Origin of the sequence: Pararhizobium sp. PWRC1-1 (assembly GCF_049897905.1) — a bacterium.
In the GTDB taxonomy this organism is placed as follows: Bacteria; Pseudomonadota; Alphaproteobacteria; order Rhizobiales; family Rhizobiaceae; genus Pararhizobium.
This window is the reverse complement of record NZ_JAFCXE010000026.1, coordinates 22,180-42,463: the sequence shown is the minus strand read 5'-3', so window position 1 is coordinate 42,463 and position 20,284 is coordinate 22,180. Positions and strand designations below refer to the sequence as shown.

Below are 20,284 nucleotides of genomic sequence, written 5' to 3'. Positions count from 1 at the left end.
CGACATCACGTGGCAAAAATACTCGTTGTATTCCGCCAAAACAGGCTTATATCAGCAGCATCAAAGCACGGAGCGAACGGCGCTCCACACCCAAGGTCACACCCAGATGTTGTTCATCTTCAGCAAGCCCAATTTCGTTCAGATCGCCTGGAACTCGAAGGTTCCCGAGAGCCAGTCGCGTGTTCGCAACACGGTCATGTCCGCACCCTTCGGCCCGCTCGGCTTCATCCGGACACGCAGCGTCGGCTGACCCCCACTCCCAGACTGACACTTCGAACCGCGCCCTTGTTTGAAGGGCGCGGTTTTTTTGTGCCTGTCCGCAAAAACGATATGCCGTAAACGCGAAAACCGCACCCGTTCCTTCCGGAACCGTGCGGTCTGCCAAAGCTACACATGGCCGCTCCGGCATACACCCGGAGATCGCTCCGGCCGGGACGCAAAACCTAATCCAGCCGGGCGGCCAAGTATCCCCCGCCGCAGGAAAACAATTAGCCTGACAGTGTTACCGGATGGTTAGTGAGAGCTTAACCAAAGATGAATTACGTGTTTTTTTCACTTTTTTTCATGCCGGATGAAAAACAATGCGAAGGCGCATACGGAACAGAATTTGTCCGGGATAAAACACGCTCCGCAACTCTTGTGTGAAGCAGCGCTAATTTTGCGCCATAGAGGGGCGCATTTGCACAAAAAACTTGCCCGGCTCATTAAATTCAACAGCTTGCGTGGCCCCTTCCAGACCCCGCAAACGCCGCCTGCATGGCTTAAGACGATTCCGGAGGTTGATTTCTCCAGTGGAATACTTACGCTGACCTTAACGGTACAAAGGAGAGATGGCTGGCGACAGAGTTCGGCGGCCAGACAATAAAGCTCCAACGCCGTCGCAGCGGGGATGAAAGATTGGCCTTGCCACAAGAGCCCCCCGGCCTGCTTCAACCTGAACGATTGGGTTTCCGGGAGATGCAGTATCCCGATGGACCCCACGATTTTGGCTGCATAAGACTGGGAGGTCTTAAACATGAAGAAGCTCCTCGCTTCCACAATTCTCGCTGCCGGCCTCTATGCGCTTGCCGGTTCCGCTCAAGCCGCCGAATGCGGCGAAGTCAGCATCGCAGAAATGAACTGGGCATCGGCCGGCGTTGCCGCGCATGTCGACAAGTATATTCTTGAAAACGGCTACGGCTGCACGGTTACGCTGGTGACCGGCGACACCATGCCGACCTTCACCTCCATGAACGAAAAAGCCCAGCCCGACATGGCGCCCGAATTGTGGGTCAATGCCGTGCGCACGCCACTCGACGCCGCCATCAAGGAAGGCCGGCTGATCGAAGCTGCACCGCTGCTCAGCGAAGGTGGCGTCGAAGGCTGGTGGATCCCGAAGTTCCTGGCTGACGCTCACCCGGACATCAAGACAGTTCAGGACGCGCTGAAACATCCGGAACTGTTCCCGGCCCCTGAAGACGCTTCGAAGGCCGCCGTCATCAACTGCCCGTCGGGCTGGAATTGCCAGGTTTCGACCGCGAACCTCTACAAGGCACTGGGCGCTGAGAAGCTGGGTTTCGAACTGGTCGATACGGGCTCGGCTGCCGGTCTTGACGGATCGATCTCCAACGCCTTTGAAAAGAAGCAGGGCTGGCTCGGCTACTACTGGGCTCCCACAGCCATCCTCGGCAAGTATCAGATGACGCGACTGAGCTTCGGTGTCGAGCACAACAAGGCGGACTGGGATGCCTGTACGGCCGTTCCAGATTGCGCCGATCCGAAGGTAAACTCCTATCCGACCTCGGACGTCTATACGGTCGTCACCAAGGCCTTCTCCGAAAAGGCCGGCGTCGCCATGGATTACGTCAAGGTCCGCAAGTGGGATAACGGCACCGTCAACAAGGTTCTCGCCTGGATGACTGACAACCAGGGCACCAACGAAGACGCGGCCAAGTACTTCCTGGAAACCTATCCGGACATGTGGACCAAGTGGGTCGCACCGGACGTTGCCGAAAAGGTCAAGGCAGCCCTCTAAGGGCTTGTCCTGCGGCAGCGAAGTAGACTTCGCTGCCGGCTTTCGGCCTATAATGCGGCACGCTGCCACAGCGCCGGAAGACACGAGACCCCGATGCCGGCGACACGAAATGCCGCCGGTATTTCCATCAGATATGGATATGAAAACGAAAATCGTCGCAAACGGCATAGTCGCTTGTGACGAAAAGCTGTCACATTTTCCACATGCCGGGGTTCGAAAAGAAGCCACCCAAGTCTGCGCGAAGGCCTGAACAAGGCAATGATGACGCGGCCGGCATTATAAAACTTCCGGTTAAAAGGGGAACGACATGGCAATATGCAGTTACTTGCCAGATCTGCTTTGTAAATTTCCGGCGATCGACGATACGACGATACGAATGGCTCGAAAAAGCGTCGATGATGGCTTCAAGGCCCTCGTCCGCGAGTATGTCAATATCATCGATGCCCTCGTCCAGCCGCTTCAATGGTTTCTGAACTATCTCGAAAAGCTGTTCGTCAGCTCGCCCTGGATCGTTATCATGGCGGTGATGGTGGCCATCGTCTATTACGGCAGCCGCGACCTGCGCATTACCATCGGCACCATCGTCTCGATGTTTCTGATCGGCCTCGTTGGCCTGTGGAACGACACGATGGTGACCCTGGCCATGGTTACGGTCTGTACGTTCATCGCCATCATCGTCGGCCTGCCGATCGGTATCCTGATGGCCCGCTCCGAGCGCGCCCAGTCGATCATCAATCCGATCCTCGACGTCATGCAGACGATGCCGAGCTTCGTCTATCTGATCCCTGTGGTGATGATCTTCGGCATCGGCAAGGTTCCGGGCCTGATCGCCGTCGTCATCTATGCCGTTCCGCCGATGATCCGCCTGACCAATCTAGGGATACGGCTGGTGGACAAGGAAGTGCTGGAAGCAGCCGACGCCTTCGGCTCCTCATCCTGGCAGCGGCTGAAAAATGTTCAGATGCCGCTGGCGCTCCCGACCATCATGGCTGGCATCAACCAGACCATCATGATGTCTTTGGCCATGGTCGTGGTCGCATCGATGGTCGGCGTCGGCGGTCTTGGCCGCAACGTGCTCCAGGCGATCAACAACCAGTTCTTCACCGTCGGCTTCTTCAATGGTTTCGCGCTTGTTGCGATCGCCATCATTTTTGACCGCACCAGCCAGGCCTATGGCAAGCGTCTGCAAAAGCACTCGGAGGTGATCCATGGCTAGTCACGCAATCGAGGTCAAGAACCTCTACAAGATTTTCGGACCACGCGGCCGCGACTATGTCGATCAGGTCAAGGCCGGGCTCGGTAAGACCGAACTCAATGAAAAACATGGCCATGTGCTCGGCCTGCAGGACATCAACATCTCCATGCCCGCCGGCGGCGTCATGGTGGTCATGGGCCTGTCCGGCTCGGGCAAATCGACGCTGATCCGCCACATCAACCGCCTGATCGATCCGACAGCCGGCGAAGTGCTCTATGACGGCGTCGATGTCTGCAAGATGAGCGAAAACGACCTGCGCGAATTTCGCCGCCACAAGACGGCGATGGTGTTTCAGAAGTTTGCGCTCCTTCCCCATCGCACGATCATCGAAAACACTGTCTACGGCCTGGAAATCCAGGGCGTGCCGATGGATGAAAGCCGCAAGCGGGCACAGGGCTGGATCGAACGCGTCGGGCTCAAGGGTTTTGAAAACCACTACCCCAACCAGCTCTCGGGCGGCATGCAGCAGCGCGTCGGCCTTGCCCGGGCGCTCACCAACGATGCCGATATCCTGTTGATGGACGAGGCCTATTCGGCGCTCGATCCGCTGATCCGCGTCGATATGCAGACGGTTCTGCTCGACCTGCAGAAGGAGCTGAAGAAGACCGTGGTGTTCATTACCCACGACCTCGATGAAGCTCTGCGGCTCGGCGACAAGATCGCCATCCTACGCGACGGCAAGGTAATCCAGCAGGGAACCGGCCAGGAGATCGTGCTCAAACCGGCCGACGAATACATCACCGCCTTCGTCAAGGAAGTAAACCGCGGCCGCGTCATCAATGTCGAAACGATCATGAAACCGCTATCCGGAAACCCGGAAGGTGTGCCGGTGACGATTGGAACCGTGCTTGAAAGCGCCGCCCGGATGATGACGCTGGCCAACCAGAATATTGCCCATGTCGTCGACGCCAATGGCCGGCCGGTCGGCTCGATCGATCTCGGCACGATCATTTCCGCCATGGTGACGCCGATCAGCCATGAGCCAAACCGCGCGGCGGCCTAATCATCGCCCCCCCGGTACAAACCGGACCGGGGGGATCGGACATGACAAGCACTTTTCAATCTTATCTTAACCTCATCTGTTCATCATGTGTTGACGGTCTCGGCGGCCGTTGGTGCGCGCCGTAAAGGGACGCGTTCCCCAACATCTATCGGCGCTGGCCGCGGAGCATGATGGGACAGACATTTCCGTCAAATCGCGATGGTTTTCATTCGGTTTCAGTCCAGCACGCAGGGCTGGATGGTGTACAAGTGCGCTTGATCGATGCCGGAACCGCATTCCTGGCGGGTGTGGCGATGTTCATCCTTGTCATGACGCTGACACCGTTTCAGGGCGGCGGCTTTACCGAACCCACCGGGAATGACGGCAATATCATCAATCAGGTCGGCTATCTCTCGCTGAGCGCGCTCTACCTGTTTTGCCTTTTCATTTTCGTAGACCGAAAACTACTTCTTACATTGCTGTCTCCGGCCTGGATCGTCGTTTTTGCAATCGCGTTCTGGTCCAGTATGCAAGCCTATGACCCCGCAGCGGCATTGCGCGGCGTTATGCTCACAGCACTATCCATGACCCTCGTGGCTGCCGTTCTCCTGCTTCCGCGCTCAGAACGGTCCTTCGTCAATGCATGCTCTACTGCAGTCCTGATATTGATTGTGATCGACTATGCCGCAGTGTTTCTGATCCCGGGCGCCGCAACCCATACGGCTGCCGGTGGAGAACCCTGGCATGCAGGCTCATGGCGCGGTCACTTGATACACAAGAACTTTGCAGCGCCGGTCTTCTCGGTGCTCGCGATGTTCGGCATCTATTGCTGGCGCTCCGGTTTCGTGAAACGTGGCGCCGCGATCTTCTTTCTCGCAGCCTTTTTCGTGCTGAAAACCCAATCCAAGACAACAACCGGGTTCCTTCCGCTCGCCATCATGCTGGTGTTCATGGCAAGAGTCTTCGGCAGGCCTGGGCTGGTGATCGCCCTCCATTTGATATTGACGGCGGTGATCGCCTGCCTGACCATTGGCACGGTCATGTCCCCGCAGCTGCTTGCTCTGACGACATGGCTGATGGAAGATCCGACGTTTACGGGTCGCGACGACATCTGGCGGTTTGGGATTGCCTCGATTCGAGACCGGTTCTGGGATGGCTACGGCTATTTCAGTTTCTGGCTATCACCTGCAGTGCTCGGGCAGGAGGCCAATTTCGAGGCGGCCTGGGACGTGCGCGGCATCGTCTCCGGGCACAATACCTATCTCGACGCCCTTTTGGCGTTTGGTGTGCCGGCAGGCTCGGCTGTCATCCTTATCCTCATGGGAAAGCCGCTGTTCGACTATCTCACGGCCTATCGGCGGCCTGAGAACCGCGCGCTTGCCGACTTCATGCTCATGATCGTGGTCTTCATGACCTATAACGGGATGCTGGAATCCTACTACTTGAACCGTGCCGACCCCATGTGGCTTCTCTTTGCACTCGGATCATTCGGTCTGACGATCGTCTCCCGCTACTCGCTAAAGCGGGAAGAGCCTTGAGGGATTGAAAATTCAGGTGCCCCGCGAAGAGAGCCGCCTGCGAGATGGCCATCCGTGACGGAACGGATCCTCGATATATTTGTAGGTGACCCAAGAGGTGAGAAGTACCGCTACGATCGATAGCAGCGCTACACCCAACGATGCTTCCCGTGAGAGCTGGACCCCAACATAGCCATTCTCTGCAGCGACTGTCGGCAATTTCAGGCCGAACCTTAAAACCTGCGTCACCACCCAGCCTACGATCGAATGGGTCATGTAGATGCTGTAGCTGACGGTGCCCAACCAGACGAAGGCAGGATATTCCAGAACACGTCGCGCAGCCGAGGCCTGCTTCAGCCCTGCGACAACGAAGATCGTCATTGCGAAAAGGACGGGAAGAGCAATCTCCGCCCTCGTTCCGCCAAGGTACCAGACCCCGGCAACGCTACAGGCGAGAAATAGCAAAGCGGTCAAACTTCCAACGCGATAGCTACCCCGGACAAATAGGAAGGCAACGCAGCTTCCCAGAAAGAACGAGTAGATGCAGCGTACAAGCGCAAAGATTGGCTGTGTCTCGAGCATACCCTGTTCGAGATAAAGGAGCACCGCGGCCGCGCCAATCGAAAGCGCTGCGGCGGTCATCAGCCGCAGCCGGAAAAAACCTATCGTCAAGGCGAAAACGAGATAGGTCCAGAATTCGACCGAAATCGACCAACTCGGTAAATTGAAAGTCGTCCTGTTCAGGACAACACCCTGAAGCAGGAAGAGATTGGCGAAAAATGCCGAACCATCCGATGTGGAAAAAGCAGGAACGTTAGAAATGACGCCAGTTCTCTGCTCGAAAGCATATTTCAGACATTCAATAAGTAGGAAAACCATCAATGTGAAAAAATGGAGCGGATAGAGACGCCAGAACCTGCGCCGCTGGAAGGTGACGATCTCGGCTTTACTGGAAAGGCGATTGGCATAGTTCAGGGCGATGACGAAGCCGCTGAGCACGAAGAAGAAATCGACCATCAAATAGGCATGCTTGGCAAAGCTGTTGTTTGTCAGAAAGCTGTCATAGCTCAGGTGATGTAGGACAACAGCGAGCGCGGCAAATCCCCGTAGCGACTCCAGAGCGAGGAACTTCGGTGTTGTCGTGCTACTGGCCATTGCTTCCCTCCATTCGGCACGCAACATCTCTCAAAAGAGCATGCCCTCCGTTAGGCCCGGACGATTTGGCAAAACGAAACCCGGCTATTTTGAAGTCCCAAGTTTAAGATCAGGTGTACATACCGCAAGGTGGTCCATTGCAATCATATAAGGATATCTTTATATGATTGTGAAAACCGATATGATCAGGAACCCGCCATGACCGTGCACGCCAATCCGCTTTCCGACCTGCTTGCCGAAAAGGGCGTGCTTCTCGCCGATGGGGCGACCGGCACATCGCTGTTTGCCATGGGCCTGGAAGCGGGCGAAGCACCGGAGCTCTGGAACGAGGCCAAGCCGGAAAACATCACCAAGCTGCACCAGGATTTCGTCGATGCGGGCGCGGACATCATCCTGACCAACTCGTTTGGCGGAACGCGCCATCGCCTTAAACTGCACCAGGCACAGGATCGCGTTTACGATCTCAACAAGCGCGCCGCCGAAATTGCCCGCGCCGTCGCCGACAAGGCACCGCGCAAGGTGATCACGGCCGGTTCTGTCGGCCCGACCGGTGAACTGCTGATCCCGCTTGGTGCCATGAGTTACGAAGATGCCGTCGAGGCATTCGTCGAGCAGATCGAGGGTCTGAAGGCCGGTGGCGCCGAAGTCGCCTGGATCGAGACAATGTCCGCCACTGACGAAATCCGCGCTGCTGCGCAAGCGGCAGTCAAGGTTGGGCTGCCTTACGTCTATACCGGATCGTTCGATACCGCCGGCAAGACGATGATGGGCCTGCATCCGAAGGACATGTTCGCCGTTGCCCAGGACATCGGCAGCGGCCCGGTCGCAACCGGCGCCAATTGCGGCGTCGGCGCTTCCGACATCCTCTCCTCGCTGCTCGACATGACCGACGCCAATCCGGACGCAAACATCATCATCAAGGGCAATTGCGGCATTCCGGAATTCCGTGGCTCGGAAATCTATTATTCCGGCACTCCGCCGCTGATGGCCGACTATGCCCGCCTTGCCCGCGATGCCGGCGCAAAGATCATTGGCGGCTGCTGCGGCACCTCGTGCGAGCATCTCGCTGCGATGCGTGTTGCGCTAGACACCTATGTGCCGGGTGAACGGCCGACTGTTGAAGCCATCGTCGAACGCATCGGTCCGATGCGCAACAAGACTGCCAACGAAGGCCCGTCCGCACCAGCCCGCGAGCGCAGCCGCCGCCGCGGCTGATTGCGGTTCGTCCACAAAGACAAAGAGGGCTCGAACATCTGATAAAGTTCGAGCCCTTTGCATATTCAGTGAGCTTACGGCTTGTGCTGCAATAGGCGGATCCAGTTTTGCCCCAGCCTGATCCGCTATCATCGCGCCGATAGAGACTATAGAAAGACCAGACATGAACGGCACTTCAGCCCCGTTTCCTGACCGCGATTCCGTTGCCGTAAAACTGACGGCACTTGGTGAAAGCGAACAATCCTATCTGGCATTGCTGATGGAAAATGCCGCACAGGACGAAAGCCTGATCGAAGGCCTGTACCGTCACCTCGACCTTGCGTCCGAAGCAAAGCTCCTGAATTCGCTGAAGCTTGAAAGACTCGGCGAATGGCTGGGTTCCAGCGCCCCTGCCCGGCTGCAGATCCGGTTGATGGAAGCGGCGAAATCCAGCCAGCATGCGGCCTATCAGGCATTCCGAACTGGCCTCATCCGTTCGGGTGGACTGGAAAAGGCTTATCCGAAAGCCTGATCACGCAGCGATCCACTCCCCACCCGCCATAACACAACGCCCTGCGCTTCAGCGGAGAGCGTTGTGGCCAGTGTTTTGCCGTCCGTTATTCTCCGCTGAGGCTCTTGGCGAGCCGCACCAGATTGAGGAACTCTGCCCGGTAGCCGTAGCCATCTTCGCCCTTTGCGCCAGATGCAAGGTCAAGGATCGAGCCATAGGGATAGGCGGACACGGCATCTGTTCCCCGCAGTTTTTGGCCAAAGGCCGCGACCGCGATGGAAAACCGGACATCCGGCCCGGCCTGCTCCAATGTCGTCACGGCGTTGCCTTCCGTTACCGGCGTGGTGATGAGCTTGCTCGTATCGCTATCCGGTTGCTTGTAGCGGATTTTCAGGAAAGCCAATTCGCCGGATGGCTTGGCGTCGGCCTGATCGGCCGGGGCAGCACCGTAGCGCAGGTTGTCATTGAGAACCGCCGGGCTTCCCTTCGGCGTGATCTCGTAAATCGCGGTAACGCGGTGGCCCGAGCCGATATCGCCGGCATCGACCTTGTCATTGTTGAAATCCTCGCGCTTCAGGGCGCGGGTCTCGTAGCCGATTAGCCGGTATTCGGCGATTTGCTGTGGATTGAACTCCACCTGGAATTTCACATCCTTGGCAATCGGGAAAAGCGATGACCCCGCCTCCTCGACCAGCGATTTCTGCGCTTCGGCCAGCGTATCGATATAGGCGGCCGTACCATTGCCGTTCTGCGCCAGCGTCTGCATCAGCGCGTCGTTGTAATTGCCGCGGCCAAAGCCGAGCACCGACAGGAAGACACCGCTCTTGCGCTTGGCTTCGATCGTTGCCTTGAGTTCTTCATCACTCGATGGACCGACATTGAAATCGCCGTCGGTAGCCAGCATGATGCGGTTGACGCCGCCTTTGACGAAGGCCTGCTGCGCCAGATTGTAAGCCGCCTCTAACCCTTGCGCGCCCGCTGTCGACCCGCCCGGCTGCAGCGTATCGATTGCCGATAGGATTTTCGCCTTGTCCTTGATCGCGGTGGGCTCCAGCACCGTGCCGGCATTACCGGCATAGGTGACGATCGACACGGTGTCTTCAGGCTTCAACTTTTCGACCAGCAACCGGAAGGCGCTTTTCAGGAGCGGCAGCTTGTCCGGCTCGTCCATAGACCCGGACACATCGATCAGGAACACCAGGTTGGCGCGCGGCGCCACGGCCGGAGCAACGTCATAGCCCTTGATCCCCACATGCATCAGCTGCGTATTGGCATTCCACGGGGTCGGCAGCACGGTGACAGTTGCCTTGAACGGCGCGTCCTTGCTGTCTGGACCCGGCCAATCGTACGGGAAATAGTTGATCATTTCCTCGACCCGCACGCTGTCAGGGTCCGGCATCTCCCCCGCCATCAGCGATTTGCGCACGAAGGAATAGGACGCTGTGTCGACATCGGCCGAGAAGGTGGAAACCGGATCGGTGGCGACGGACTTGACCGCACTGGTGTCAACCGAGGTGAAGCGGTCGCGGTTTTCGTCCGGTTGCGAGACGGTATCGACGGGCGCGGGTGACGGCATGATTTCAACGTTCGATCCGCCGATCAACGATTCCGTTGCGATCGCAGCCGGGGCCGCGGCGGATTGCGTCTTGCGTGTCTGGCCTGCCGCGTCGAATTCGGCCTTCTGCTGTGCCGGTTCTGCCACAGCTTTCTCGTCAACCTGATCAGCAAGGGCGCCGGAAGGCTGGGCTGGCGCATTGCTCTCCGCCGCGAGCGTCTCTGCCGAAGAATCTGCTTTGGGTTTCGACGGCGCCATTTTCTTTGCTTCAGCGTCCTTTGACGCAACACGGCCTGCCACCTCGACCTGTTGCTCGCCCGTATCCACCGGCAATCCCTGCCGCGTCAGTTCCAGCGTGAGAAAAGCGGCGGCGGGCACCACCAAAAGCGTGGCAAGTGCCGAACCTGCGAGAAATTTCCTGTTCATGACGGGGCTCCATAGCCTGTTGAATATGGAGCTTTGACGCCGGCCACCGGTGGTTCCTTGGGGAACCTCAGAATTATTTTCAGATGCGTCGAAAGCCTGCATCGCCAGCGACAGGGCGTGTGCGCGCGCAGCCGGTGAAGGCGTTGGCGGGGTCATCTGACCGAGGTTTTTCAGATCGTCGTTCATCACATCGTCTCCCTGCCGAGCAGGATTTTCAACCGTTTGCGGGCTTCATGCACATGCCAGGACACCGTTGCCTCCGAACATCCCATGACATCGGCGGCGGCGGCATGGGACAGGCCCTCGCCATAGACAAGCAGAACGGCGTCGCCTTGCTTTTCAGGCAGTTGCCGCACTGCTTCCCAAAGCGCCTCGGTCTGATCCTGATTGTCGTTTGCCGCAGCGTTGGTCGGGTCAGCCAGGAAATTCGCGGCGTTGCGCCTTTCCCGTGACTGGCTTCGCTGATGATCGCGCGCGGCATTCAAGGTCAACGTATAGAGCCAGGTGCGAAAACGGCTGGCACCGCGAAACGCCCGGATCGCCTGCCCCAGCTTCAGGCAGACCGTCTGGGCAATATCCTCGGCATCGCCGGCATTGCCGGACCAGCGCCAGGCAACGGCATGGACGAAATCATAATGCCGTTCGACGAGCACGCCGAAGGCATTCCGATCGCCTTTCTGCGCCCGCTCGATAAGATCCTCGTCCAAATCACCCGCCCGGATTTGTTGCAACTGGTACTGAGACGTTCGGTCCTGGCCGATCCTTGGGTCCGAACCGGAATTGTTTTTACGATCCCGGAATTTTCCGTGTCACCGCAATGATCGGCCCCATCGGATGGGTGTTATCGTAGCGAGCCAAAGCCGGAGCAAACAGGCTGGAGATCGATCCATCGAGGAAGAGCGCATTGGCACAACCAAGCTGATCGCGAAACAGTGTCGCAAAATCATGGAAGCGAACCGGCTCCATCGAAAGAACGAAAACCGCCATGCCCTGCTGATCGACGCCCACACCATTGCGGATTTGCAGGCTATCGCTTTTCGGAAGCAAGGCCGAATGCAGTTGCCCGTCGATCACCAGCATCGGCCCGGATTGCGTCGCAAAATCCGGCTTGATCGCCGCATCGACATAGGCCTCGGTCTCAAGGACACCGGCGCGGTCACCCTGCAGAAAGAAAACGCCGTTGGGTTTTAGGTAAAAATTGCCCCAGCTATACCCCCGATCGATCGCCTTGCACTCGACGCCATCGGTCACCAGCAGGCCGACCGATGTCAGATCGCGTTCGTACATGCCGCCATTCATGGCGAATTCGAGATACTCTCCCTCTTGCCGCAGATCCCGTATGAGGGGTTCAAAGCCACCATAGGGTTGGCCATCGCGGCCGCGATGAAAGATGCCGATGTCGTTTGCAGCAGGATCGAAGCTGCAAACGGCATAACTTTGCGTCAGGTGCATCACCTTACGGCAGGCAGCCTCAGCCTCCCCGGCAGAAAGAATGGATGTGGTCATGGCCAACCCGATACTCAAAGAACGAAACATTCCCACCTCATTTCAGACACGCCTGACCTTGTCGTCCGACAACAGCAAAATGGAGGCAGGAATTTTATAAACTCAGGGCAGTCATATGAAAATGCAGCTGTTCCACCGGATAGCAATACTCGGTTCCGACGGGACAGGCATTGCGGGCGATACATCCTCCGGCCATGCAGCCGGCCTGCCCTTCCCTTGTTTTCAAGTGGGCGCGGCAAGGTGCGACCTGAAATCCGGACGGCAATACAGCCTGCGCCGGACAGCTGGAGAGACAGGGCCTATCGGCACAGTAGTCGCAGGGATGCTGATGATTGGGGCTCTCCGTCGGCGGCAGAGCCTGCGCGAAACCAAGAGCGCCGCGATATCCGTGCCAGAGGCCGTATTCCGGATGAATGAGAATGCCGAGCGGCGATAGTCGTAGTCCTTCAGCCTGCATCGCCCATTGCTGAAACGGTTGCCAAGGCGGATCGGAGGGGAAATAGGCGGTGGCACCAAAAGCCGTCGCCACCGGTTCGATCACCACCTTCGACCAGAGATCGAGCGGATTTTCGCCACCGCGATCGGGCAAGGAATTGCGCCAGCGCTCGAACTCGGTCCAGATCGAGCCGCCAGCATTCCCCAGCAGCACGACACTGCGAGCCGCCTGCCCGTCCTTCAAGACAGGCGCCGTTTCGCCATCGGCGACACTGACGACACCGCGTAAAAAAACTCCGTGCGGCGCAAGCGCTACACGGAGTTCAATCAAAACATCGTTGGATGTCACGGGACCGGTCATTTCGGTTTCGGCCCCTGCCTGTCATAATGTGGGCGCCAGACTTCCTTCTGGATGAAATCTGCTACCTGCGCCGCTCCGCCTTGCTCCCTGGCTTGTTCGGGCTCTCTTCAAGTGAAGGCGTCGGGCATCGAATCCTTCTTCTTGGCGATGAAGTCGAGAAGCGCTTCGTCGATCGCGGCATCGAGCGGCGGCCGTTCGTAATGTTCCAGCCAGCTGCGGGCCAGCGCATTGGCGCGCTGCTCGACGCGCTTCTCGCCCTCGATTTCCCACTGTTCGAAGGAATTGTTGTCGGCGAGCGCCGAGCGATAGAACGCCGTCTGGAAATTGGCCTGCGTATGGGCGCAGCCGAGATAGTGGCTGCCGGGGCCGACTTCGCGGATCGCATCGAGCGCCTGCGCGTCCTCGGAGAGATCGATACCTTCAGCCATCTTCTGCATCATGCCGAGCTGGTCCTGATCGATCATGAACTTTTCATAGGACGATACCAAGCCACCCTCAAGCCAGCCGGCGGCGTGCAAGACGAAGTTCGTACCCGCAAGCAGCGTCATGTTCAGTGTGTTGGCCGATTCGTGGGCTGCCTGCGCATCCGGAACCTTCGATCCACAGAGCGAGCCGCCGGTGCGGAATGGCAGGCCGAGACGGCGGGCGAGCTGGGCTGCGCCATAGGACACCAGCGACGGTTCCGGTGTACCGAAGGTCGGCGCACCCGACTGCATGGAGATCGAGGCGGCAAACGTGCCGAACAGCACCGGCGCGCCGGGCCGGATCAGCTGCGTGAACGCAGCACCGGCCAGCACTTCGGCGAGAATTTGGGTCAAAGTCCCTGCCACCGTTACCGGGCTCATGGCGCCGGAGAGAATGAACGGAGAAACGACACAGGCCTGGTTGTGCCGGGCATAGACCTTCAGGGCACCGACCATGGTCTCATCGAAAACCATCGGCGAGTTGGCGTTGATCAGGTTCAGCGTGACGCAATTGTTTTCGACGAAATCATCGCCGAACACCAGCTTGGCCATGGCGATCGTGTCTTCGGCGCGTTCCGGTGCCGTCACCGAGCCCATGAACGGCTTGTCGGAATATTTTATATGGCTATAGACCATATCGAGATGGCGCTTGTTGACCGGAACATCGACCGGCTCACAGACGGTACCGCCCGAAGAATGCATCGACGGCGCCATATAGGCGAGTTTTACGAAATTGCGGAAGTCCTCGATCGTCGCGTAGCGGCGCTGGCCTTCGAGGTCGCGAACGAAGGGAGGTCCGTAAACCGGTGCGAACACCGTCGCCTTGCCGCCGATCTGGACGTTGCGCTCGGGATTGCGCGCATGCCAGGTGAAGGTGGACGGAGCAGTCTTCAAAAGTTCGCGGCAGAGGCCCTTGGGGAAATGTACCCGCTGTCCGCGCACGTCGGCTCCGGCCTGTTTCCAAAGCGCCAGCGCCTCTTCGTCGTCACGGAACTCGATGCCGATCTCTTCAAGGATCAGGTCGGCATTGGCCTCGATCAGCGCCAGACCCTCTTCATCGAGAACTTCGTACTCGCGGATCTTACGGGTGATGTAGGGAAGCGACGGCGGTGCACCACCGCCGGTGCGCGATGCGCGGCGTGCGGCCGCACCCCGGCCTTCACCGCGTGTGCGGCGTCCGCCGGTTTCTTCCGTCTGTTCCGTCAGCTCAGTCATTTCTGTGTCCTCTCCCGCGCCTCGTCTGCGCACATGTCGAGCCTATGCTACCAAGCCCCAGAATCCGAACGGTTCTTAATGCGCCAACGGGTGGCGCAACTCGAACACGATCGCGGCTAACGCCTGCCGCGCGCGTCTTGACGCTCGGCCGGTCCGACTTGCCGATACCATATTTTTCGGCGGACAAATCAGGCAATACACTGATTTTATGAGATGTACCTGACGCGGGCTGGCAGCGATCGTGCTGCCGTCGTTTTTCATCGCATGCGACGTCGCTTTCGAAAAGAGCTTTTGGAACCAACAAAGCTAAGTATAGTAGCTGCGTCGGGGAGGTTTGAGCCTGACAGCGCCAGGAACCGAGGAAAACCATCATGGCAGACGACGAAATCATTCTCGAGGATCTTTCCGACGACGAGCTCGTGCAGCAGATGCATGACGATCTCTACGACGGCATGAAGGAAGAGATCGAGGATGCGACCCAAATCCTGCTGAAGCGCGGCTGGGCGCCCTATGATGTTCTCACCCAGGCATTGGTCGAAGGCATGCGGATCGTCGGCGTCGATTTCCGCGATGGCATCCTGTTCGTTCCTGAAGTTCTTCTATCGGCCAACGCCATGAAGGCCGGCATGTTCATCCTGCGTCCGCTGCTCGCCGCCACCGGCGCGCCAAAACAGGGCAAGGTGGTCATTGGCACCGTCAAGGGCGATATCCACGACATCGGCAAGAACCTTGTCGGCATGATGATGGAAGGTGCGGGCTTCGACGTCATCGATCTGGGGATCAACAACCCGGTCGAAAACTACCTCGATGCGATCGAGCGCGAAAAGCCCGATATCCTCGGCATGTCAGCCCTTTTGACCACGACCATGCCTTATATGAAGGTCGTGATCGATACGATGAAGGAAAAGGGCATGCGCGACGATTATGTCGTCCTGGTCGGCGGCGCGCCGCTGAACGAGGAATTCGGCAGGGCTGTCGGTGCCGATGCCTATTGCCGCGACGCGGCAGTTGCCGTGGAAACGGCCAAGGAATTCATGAAGCGCAAGCACAACCAGATGGCCGGCACCTGATCAAGCGAATTTGACCATGCAAAAACCGGCCGCTGATGAAAAGCGCGGCCGCTTTTTTATTTCTTGCCCAGCCTTTAGTTGGCAGCGCGATCAACCTTGCGGCCGGCATCCTGGGTCGCATCCACGGTGTTGGCGGCATCAGCGCCCATGCCGCGAATGGTATTGCCGCACGAAGCAAGCGTGGTGATGGAGAAGAGCACGAGACCGATCGTGGCGATTGTCTTTGCTGTCATGGGTCGGGTTCCTTATTGTGACAGATAACGTTGGCGTGGAAGAAAGATCTTCAGCTATGGAACGCACGAAAACGGAAAAAGTTCACGTCATCGCTTGCGGCGCGATTGCCCGCGAAATTCTCGCCGTCTGCGAGGCCAACAAGCTCGGTCATATCGACCTCACCTGTCTTCCCGCCATCTGGCACAACACCCCCGACAAGATCACACCCGGCATCAAGAACGCCATCGACAAGGCCCGCGCCGAAGGCTTTGGCCGCATCTTCGTTGCCTATGCCGATTGCGGCACGGGCGGCCTGCTCGACAGGCTCTGCGAAGACGAAAAGGTTGAACGCATCGCCGGACCCCACTGTTTTTCCTTCTTCGCCGGCAATGCCGCTTTCGAGGCTGGCTGGGACGAGGATTTTACATCATTTTTCCTGACTGATTTCCTCGCCCGCCAGTTCGAGGCCTTCGTCGTCGAACCGCTCGGCCTCGACCGCCACCCGGAACTGCGCGACATGTATTTCGGCCACTACAAGAAACTCATCTACCTCTCGCAGGTCGAAGACGAAAAACTGCAGGAAAAAGCCCGCAAAGCCGCAGCCACGTTGGGGCTGACCTACGAATACCGTTTCACCGGTTATGGCGATCTGACCCCGGCGCTTCTGCACGCCTGATCGACCGGAAACCATCTGTTAGCCTTGCTCGCAATTTTGCACCAAGCACCGCATTTGATTTAAGTGCATCGTAACTGCCTGCCGCCAAAATCACCCGAACAAACCAACAAAAGGTGACGGGGATGACGGACATTTTCGCAACGGACCTATCGGAGAGGACTGCGGCACACAGCCACCATCCGCAGCAACTGTCTCAACTCCTGCGCAATCTCTCGCTCAATGCCGGTTCGAAAATCACCTTGCGCGAGCTTGCCGTTGCCATGGAAGACCGCTCCTTCGGCGCCTTCCTCGTTGTCTTTGCCCTTCCCAACCTGATCCCCTTGCCACCGGGCGCCACCTTCATTCTCGGCCTGCCGCTGATTTTCATTGCCTGGCAGATGTTTGCCTCACGCCGCACCCGTATCTGGCTGCCCAAACGCATAGGCGACTATGCCTTCGACAACACCACCTTCTTCGTCTTCGTCAACCGTATCTCCCCCTGGCTGCAGCGCGCCGAAACCCTGATCAAGCCGCGCGGCTGGTTTCTCGGCAGCCGGTTTGCCGAACGGTTCATTGGCCTGCTGGCGCTTATCCTGGCGGTGGTGATCTTCCTGCCCATTCCCTTCGGCAACTGGCTGCCCGCCTTTGCGCTTGCCGTCATCGGCTTTGCCCATACGGAGCGGGACGGCCTTGGTCTGGTTGCAGGCGCCCTGATCGGCATCGTCTCCCTTGCGGTCGCCGCGAGTGTCATCCTTGCGGCCGGCGCAATCCTGGCCTTCATCATCTAAGACGGACGGTGATCGCCGGCATGACTTCCGCAACTAACCAACAGATCGTCATCGTCACTGCCGGCGGACGCAATCCGCAGATCCTGATCAATGCGCTTGAGAGCCGCTTTGGCAACGTCACGGTTCTGCTGGAACAGCCGGAATCGAAGAAACTCTTTCTCAAGCGCCGTATGCGCAAACTCGGGCTGATCACGGCTGCTGGCCAGTTTGCCACAATGGTGGCCTCGAAATTCGGCAAGCGCTTTACCAATAAGCGCACGGCAGACATTCTGCGCCAATACGACGTCGATGATCGCGAAAATCCGGCCATTCCTGTGATTGCAGTCGGCTCCATCAACACGCCTGAAGCAATAGAGCAGATCCGCGCCAAAAATCCGACGGTCGTGTTCCTTGTCAGCTGCCGCATGCTGTCCTCATCGACGCTGTCAGCCATGCCCTGCCCGGTCGTCAACTTCCATGCCGGCATCAATCCGCAGTATCGCGGCTTGATGGGTGGATACTGGGCGCGCGTGGAAAACGACGAGGCCAACTTCGGGGCAACGGTGCACCTGGTCGATGCGGGTGTCGATACCGGCGACATTCTTTATCAGTCGCGCATGACACCGTCGAAAAACGACACGATGCACACCTATCCGTTGTTGCAGACCGCAGCGTCAACGGACATTGCCATCCGCGCCGTCGACGATGCGCTGTCGGGCAATCTCAAGCCTCTGCCGGCAAACGGCAATTCGCGCCAATGGTATCATCCGCCGATCTGGACATGGCTCTGGAATGGCTTCTCCCGCGGTATTTGGTAGTTATATCATCAACACTGGTGACAAGTCGCTTTTGAGCATGACGCGCGTCGTGCCAAGGTGAGCCATGACGTGGCAAGATGCGCATTGTCACGCAAGAGGAGAATTCGGGCATATGGCAGATCGCATTATCGTTTACTGGCGCGATATTCCAGCGCAAGTCATCATCAAGCAGGGCCGCAAGACCGCCAAGCGCGAGCTGACCCTGCGCTTTACCGAAGCGATCGACATGTGCGCCATGCGAACCGGTGCTGCCGATAGCGGCGACTATCTGGCGGAATGGCGCAAGGCCGACCCGACACCGGTCTCCGACGACCTCGAGTTTGAGGCCGACAAGGCCGCCGCCGAGCTGGAAGCAGCCTACGACAAGGAGCGGCTGGTTGCCCTGGTCAAATCCGGCGGCAAAGACAATGGCTGACGCAAAACCCGGCAATGCTGCGCCTGCCAAGAAGGCCGCCACTGGTGCCTATACGCCGGCCAGTGTTTCGCCCAACCGCCGCTCGCGCCGCAGCTATACGATCCGCCTCTGGGCCGTACGCCACTCGCGTTTCCTCGAATGGTTCTACCACCGCTTTGCCGATGTCTTCCTGCTTCTTCATCCTCTCTGGAAGGCCATCGGCTACAGTCGTGTTGAAGCGCCGGTCACCTTCATCGAACGCAACGTCAAAGGCCTTTTGTTCGACTGTCGCATGTGCGGCCAGTGCGCTCTGTCATCGACCGGCATGTCCTGCCCGATGAACTGCCCCAAGCAGCTGCGCAACGGCCCATGCGGCGGCGTTCGGGCCAATGGCAATTGCGAAGTCGAACCGGATATGCCCTGCGTCTGGGTCAAAGCCTGGGAAGGCTCGCGCAACATGGTGAAGGGGGATGCGATCCTGAACGTGCAGAAACCCGTCAATCAGTCGCTGCGCGAAACCTCGTCCTGGCTGCGCGTCACCGCCCAGGCCGCCGAAGCCCGTGAAGCCGCTGCCGCCGCAAAGGACGCCTGAGCCATGGCCCATATCGACGAAAATCCGCTGGGCCGCCATCTTCCGCTCGATCCCCTGCCCGGCCATTCCTCGCGCGGCCGCCTGGAGCGCGTCCTGCGCCGCGGCGAATTCGCCGTCACCGCCGAACTGAACCCGCCCGACAGCGCCAATCCGGAAGATGTCTACGAACGCGCCGCCATTTTCGAGGGCTGGGTTGACGGCATCAATGCGGTCGATGCGTCCGGCGCCAACTGCCATATGTCGTCGGTCGGCATCTGCGCGCTTTTGACCCGCATGGGCTATGCGCCGATCATGCAGATTGCCTGCCGCGACAAGAACCGTATCGCCATTCAGGGCGACGTGCTGGGTGCCGCCGCCATGGGCGTCGCCAACATGATGTGCCTGACCGGCGACGGCGTGCAGGCCGGCGACCAGCCCGGCGCCAAGCCGGTCTTCGACCTCGACTGCATGTCGCTGCTGGAAACCGTGCGCATCATGCGCGACAACGGCAAGTTCCTCTCCGGCCGCAAGCTGACGACGCCGCCGCAGGTCTTCCTCGGCGCGGCGATCAACCCCTTCGCGCCACCCTATGATTTCCGGCCCTACAGGCTCGGCAAGAAAATCGAGGCCGGTGCCCAGTTCGTCCAGAGCCAGTACTGTTTCGACGTGCCGATGTTCCGCGACTATATGAACAAGGTGCGCGATCTCGGCTTCGATGAAAAATGCTTCATCCTCGTCGGCGTCGGTCCGCTCGCTTCGGCAAAGACCGCCAACTGGATCCGCAACAACGTGCCGGGCATCCATATTCCGGATGCAATCATCAAGCGGCTGGAGGGCGCGCAGGATCAGAAAAAGGAAGGCAAGCAGCTCTGCATCGACATCATCAACGAGGTGAAGGAGATCAAGGGTGTTTCCGGCGTGCATGTGATGGCCTACCGGCAGGAAGAGTATGTCGCCGAGATCGTCCATGAATCCGGCGTCCTCAAGGGACGCACGCCGTGGACACGCGAAGCCAATCCCGGCGACAGCCGCGTCGCCGAAAGGCTCGATGCGATTCGCGACGGCAAGCAGGAAAACCAAGAGGAAATGGCCGACGTGGCGGCGCACCGCCAGCATTGAACACCAGACAACTGTGGCGCGGCCGGCAGGCTAGGCCTTTGACCAACCATCCCGGCGCCGATCAGACAGCGCTCACCGACTTTAAGG

General features: G+C 58.7%; 22 protein-coding genes. 14 read left to right on the top strand and 8 right to left on the bottom strand.

Annotation, left to right across the window (positions count from 1 at the left end; genetic code table 11):
• Positions 1–106: 106 nt before the first annotated feature.
• The gene (locus tag ACP7E0_RS29085) at positions 107–250 is read left to right on the top strand and encodes a hypothetical protein (RefSeq protein ID WP_426130139.1); all 144 of its coding nucleotides are present in this window, start codon (positions 107–109) and stop codon (positions 248–250) included.
• 302 nt (positions 251–552) lie between these two features.
• Here the strand turns inward: ACP7E0_RS29085 and ACP7E0_RS29080 are convergent, their stop codons facing one another.
• Positions 553–1,017, bottom strand: a complete 465-nt coding sequence (locus tag ACP7E0_RS29080; protein WP_426130137.1) for a hypothetical protein — start codon at positions 1,015–1,017, stop codon at positions 553–555.
• Here ACP7E0_RS29080 and ACP7E0_RS29075 point away from each other — a divergent pair.
• The 4 genes from ACP7E0_RS29075 to ACP7E0_RS29060 all read left to right on the top strand — a co-directional run bounded on the left by ACP7E0_RS29075 (position 1,016) and on the right by ACP7E0_RS29060 (position 5,789).
• Positions 1,016–2,014: an ABC transporter substrate-binding protein gene (locus tag ACP7E0_RS29075; protein WP_426130136.1), complete on the top strand. Its 999-nt coding sequence runs from the start codon at positions 1,016–1,018 to the stop codon at positions 2,012–2,014. The genes ACP7E0_RS29080 and ACP7E0_RS29075 overlap by 2 nt on opposite strands.
• A gap of 307 nt (positions 2,015–2,321) precedes the next feature.
• A complete protein-coding gene (locus ACP7E0_RS29070; protein ID WP_426130134.1) occupies positions 2,322–3,230 on the top strand; it encodes an ABC transporter permease in 909 nt (302 codons plus the stop codon).
• Positions 3,223–4,272 (top strand): quaternary amine ABC transporter ATP-binding protein, encoded by a 1,050-nt coding sequence (locus ACP7E0_RS29065; protein WP_426130132.1) that lies wholly within the window; start codon positions 3,223–3,225, stop codon positions 4,270–4,272. The genes ACP7E0_RS29070 and ACP7E0_RS29065 overlap by 8 nt, the downstream gene beginning before the upstream one ends.
• A 248-nt stretch (positions 4,273–4,520) precedes the next feature.
• Positions 4,521–5,789: an O-antigen ligase family protein gene (locus ACP7E0_RS29060; protein ID WP_426130130.1), complete on the top strand. Its 1,269-nt coding sequence runs from the start codon at positions 4,521–4,523 to the stop codon at positions 5,787–5,789.
• Positions 5,790–5,801: 12 nt separating this feature from the next.
• Here the strand turns inward: ACP7E0_RS29060 and ACP7E0_RS29055 are convergent, their stop codons facing one another.
• Positions 5,802–6,923: an acyltransferase family protein gene (locus tag ACP7E0_RS29055; protein WP_426130128.1), complete on the bottom strand. Its 1,122-nt coding sequence runs from the start codon at positions 6,921–6,923 to the stop codon at positions 5,802–5,804.
• A 198-nt stretch (positions 6,924–7,121) separates the two neighbouring features.
• Between ACP7E0_RS29055 and bmt the strand changes: the two genes are divergently transcribed.
• Positions 7,122–8,138, top strand: coding sequence for a betaine--homocysteine S-methyltransferase (gene bmt, locus ACP7E0_RS29050; protein ID WP_426130126.1), 1,017 nt, complete (start codon positions 7,122–7,124; stop codon positions 8,136–8,138).
• Between the two features lie 163 nt (positions 8,139–8,301).
• Positions 8,302–8,649: a hypothetical protein gene (locus ACP7E0_RS29045; protein ID WP_426130125.1), complete on the top strand. Its 348-nt coding sequence runs from the start codon at positions 8,302–8,304 to the stop codon at positions 8,647–8,649.
• 85 nt (positions 8,650–8,734) lie between these two features.
• On the opposite strand, the gene ACP7E0_RS29040 is transcribed toward ACP7E0_RS29045, so the two are convergent.
• The 5 genes from ACP7E0_RS29040 to ACP7E0_RS29020 all read right to left on the bottom strand — a co-directional run bounded on the left by ACP7E0_RS29040 (position 8,735) and on the right by ACP7E0_RS29020 (position 14,590).
• On the bottom strand, positions 8,735–10,795 hold the full coding sequence (locus ACP7E0_RS29040) for a vWA domain-containing protein (RefSeq protein ID WP_426130123.1): 2,061 nt from the start codon (positions 10,793–10,795) through the stop codon (positions 8,735–8,737).
• Complete coding sequence (locus tag ACP7E0_RS29035; RefSeq protein ID WP_426130121.1) at positions 10,795–11,316, bottom strand: RNA polymerase sigma factor; 522 nt, start codon at positions 11,314–11,316, stop codon at positions 10,795–10,797. The genes ACP7E0_RS29040 and ACP7E0_RS29035 overlap by 1 nt, the downstream gene beginning before the upstream one ends.
• A 79-nt stretch (positions 11,317–11,395) precedes the next feature.
• Entirely contained in the window at positions 11,396–12,115 is a 720-nt protein-coding gene (locus tag ACP7E0_RS29030; protein ID WP_426130120.1) for a phosphodiester glycosidase family protein, read from the bottom strand.
• A 94-nt stretch (positions 12,116–12,209) separates the two neighbouring features.
• Positions 12,210–12,911, bottom strand: coding sequence for a ferredoxin (locus tag ACP7E0_RS29025; RefSeq protein ID WP_426130118.1), 702 nt, complete (start codon positions 12,909–12,911; stop codon positions 12,210–12,212).
• 107 nt (positions 12,912–13,018) lie between these two features.
• Complete coding sequence (locus ACP7E0_RS29020; protein WP_426130116.1) at positions 13,019–14,590, bottom strand: trimethylamine methyltransferase family protein; 1,572 nt, start codon at positions 14,588–14,590, stop codon at positions 13,019–13,021.
• A 371-nt stretch (positions 14,591–14,961) separates the two neighbouring features.
• Between ACP7E0_RS29020 and ACP7E0_RS29015 the strand changes: the two genes are divergently transcribed.
• A complete protein-coding gene (locus tag ACP7E0_RS29015; RefSeq protein WP_426130114.1) occupies positions 14,962–15,660 on the top strand; it encodes a corrinoid protein in 699 nt (232 codons plus the stop codon).
• A gap of 74 nt (positions 15,661–15,734) precedes the next feature.
• On the opposite strand, the gene ACP7E0_RS29010 is transcribed toward ACP7E0_RS29015, so the two are convergent.
• Positions 15,735–15,893 carry an entericidin gene (locus tag ACP7E0_RS29010; protein WP_426130112.1) on the bottom strand — a complete coding sequence of 53 codons (159 nt, stop codon included), beginning with the start codon at positions 15,891–15,893 and terminating at the stop codon, positions 15,735–15,737.
• A gap of 35 nt (positions 15,894–15,928) precedes the next feature.
• Between ACP7E0_RS29010 and ACP7E0_RS29005 the strand changes: the two genes are divergently transcribed.
• The 6 genes from ACP7E0_RS29005 to ACP7E0_RS28980 all read left to right on the top strand — a co-directional run bounded on the left by ACP7E0_RS29005 (position 15,929) and on the right by ACP7E0_RS28980 (position 20,197).
• Positions 15,929–16,549: a DUF1638 domain-containing protein gene (locus ACP7E0_RS29005; protein ID WP_426130110.1), complete on the top strand. Its 621-nt coding sequence runs from the start codon at positions 15,929–15,931 to the stop codon at positions 16,547–16,549.
• Between the two features lie 122 nt (positions 16,550–16,671).
• Positions 16,672–17,316, top strand: a complete 645-nt coding sequence (locus ACP7E0_RS29000; RefSeq protein WP_426130108.1) for an exopolysaccharide biosynthesis protein — start codon at positions 16,672–16,674, stop codon at positions 17,314–17,316.
• 20 nt (positions 17,317–17,336) lie between these two features.
• Entirely contained in the window at positions 17,337–18,113 is a 777-nt protein-coding gene (locus ACP7E0_RS28995) for a formyl transferase (protein WP_426130106.1), read from the top strand.
• Positions 18,114–18,225: 112 nt separating this feature from the next.
• Positions 18,226–18,528, top strand: a complete 303-nt coding sequence (locus ACP7E0_RS28990) for a virulence factor (protein ID WP_426130104.1) — start codon at positions 18,226–18,228, stop codon at positions 18,526–18,528.
• Complete coding sequence (locus ACP7E0_RS28985; protein ID WP_426130103.1) at positions 18,521–19,099, top strand: methylenetetrahydrofolate reductase C-terminal domain-containing protein; 579 nt, start codon at positions 18,521–18,523, stop codon at positions 19,097–19,099. Before ACP7E0_RS28990 ends, ACP7E0_RS28985 begins: the two co-directional genes overlap by 8 nt.
• A gap of 3 nt (positions 19,100–19,102) precedes the next feature.
• Positions 19,103–20,197 (top strand): methylenetetrahydrofolate reductase, encoded by a 1,095-nt coding sequence (locus ACP7E0_RS28980; RefSeq protein WP_426130101.1) that lies wholly within the window; start codon positions 19,103–19,105, stop codon positions 20,195–20,197.
• Positions 20,198–20,284: the final 87 nt, after the last annotated feature.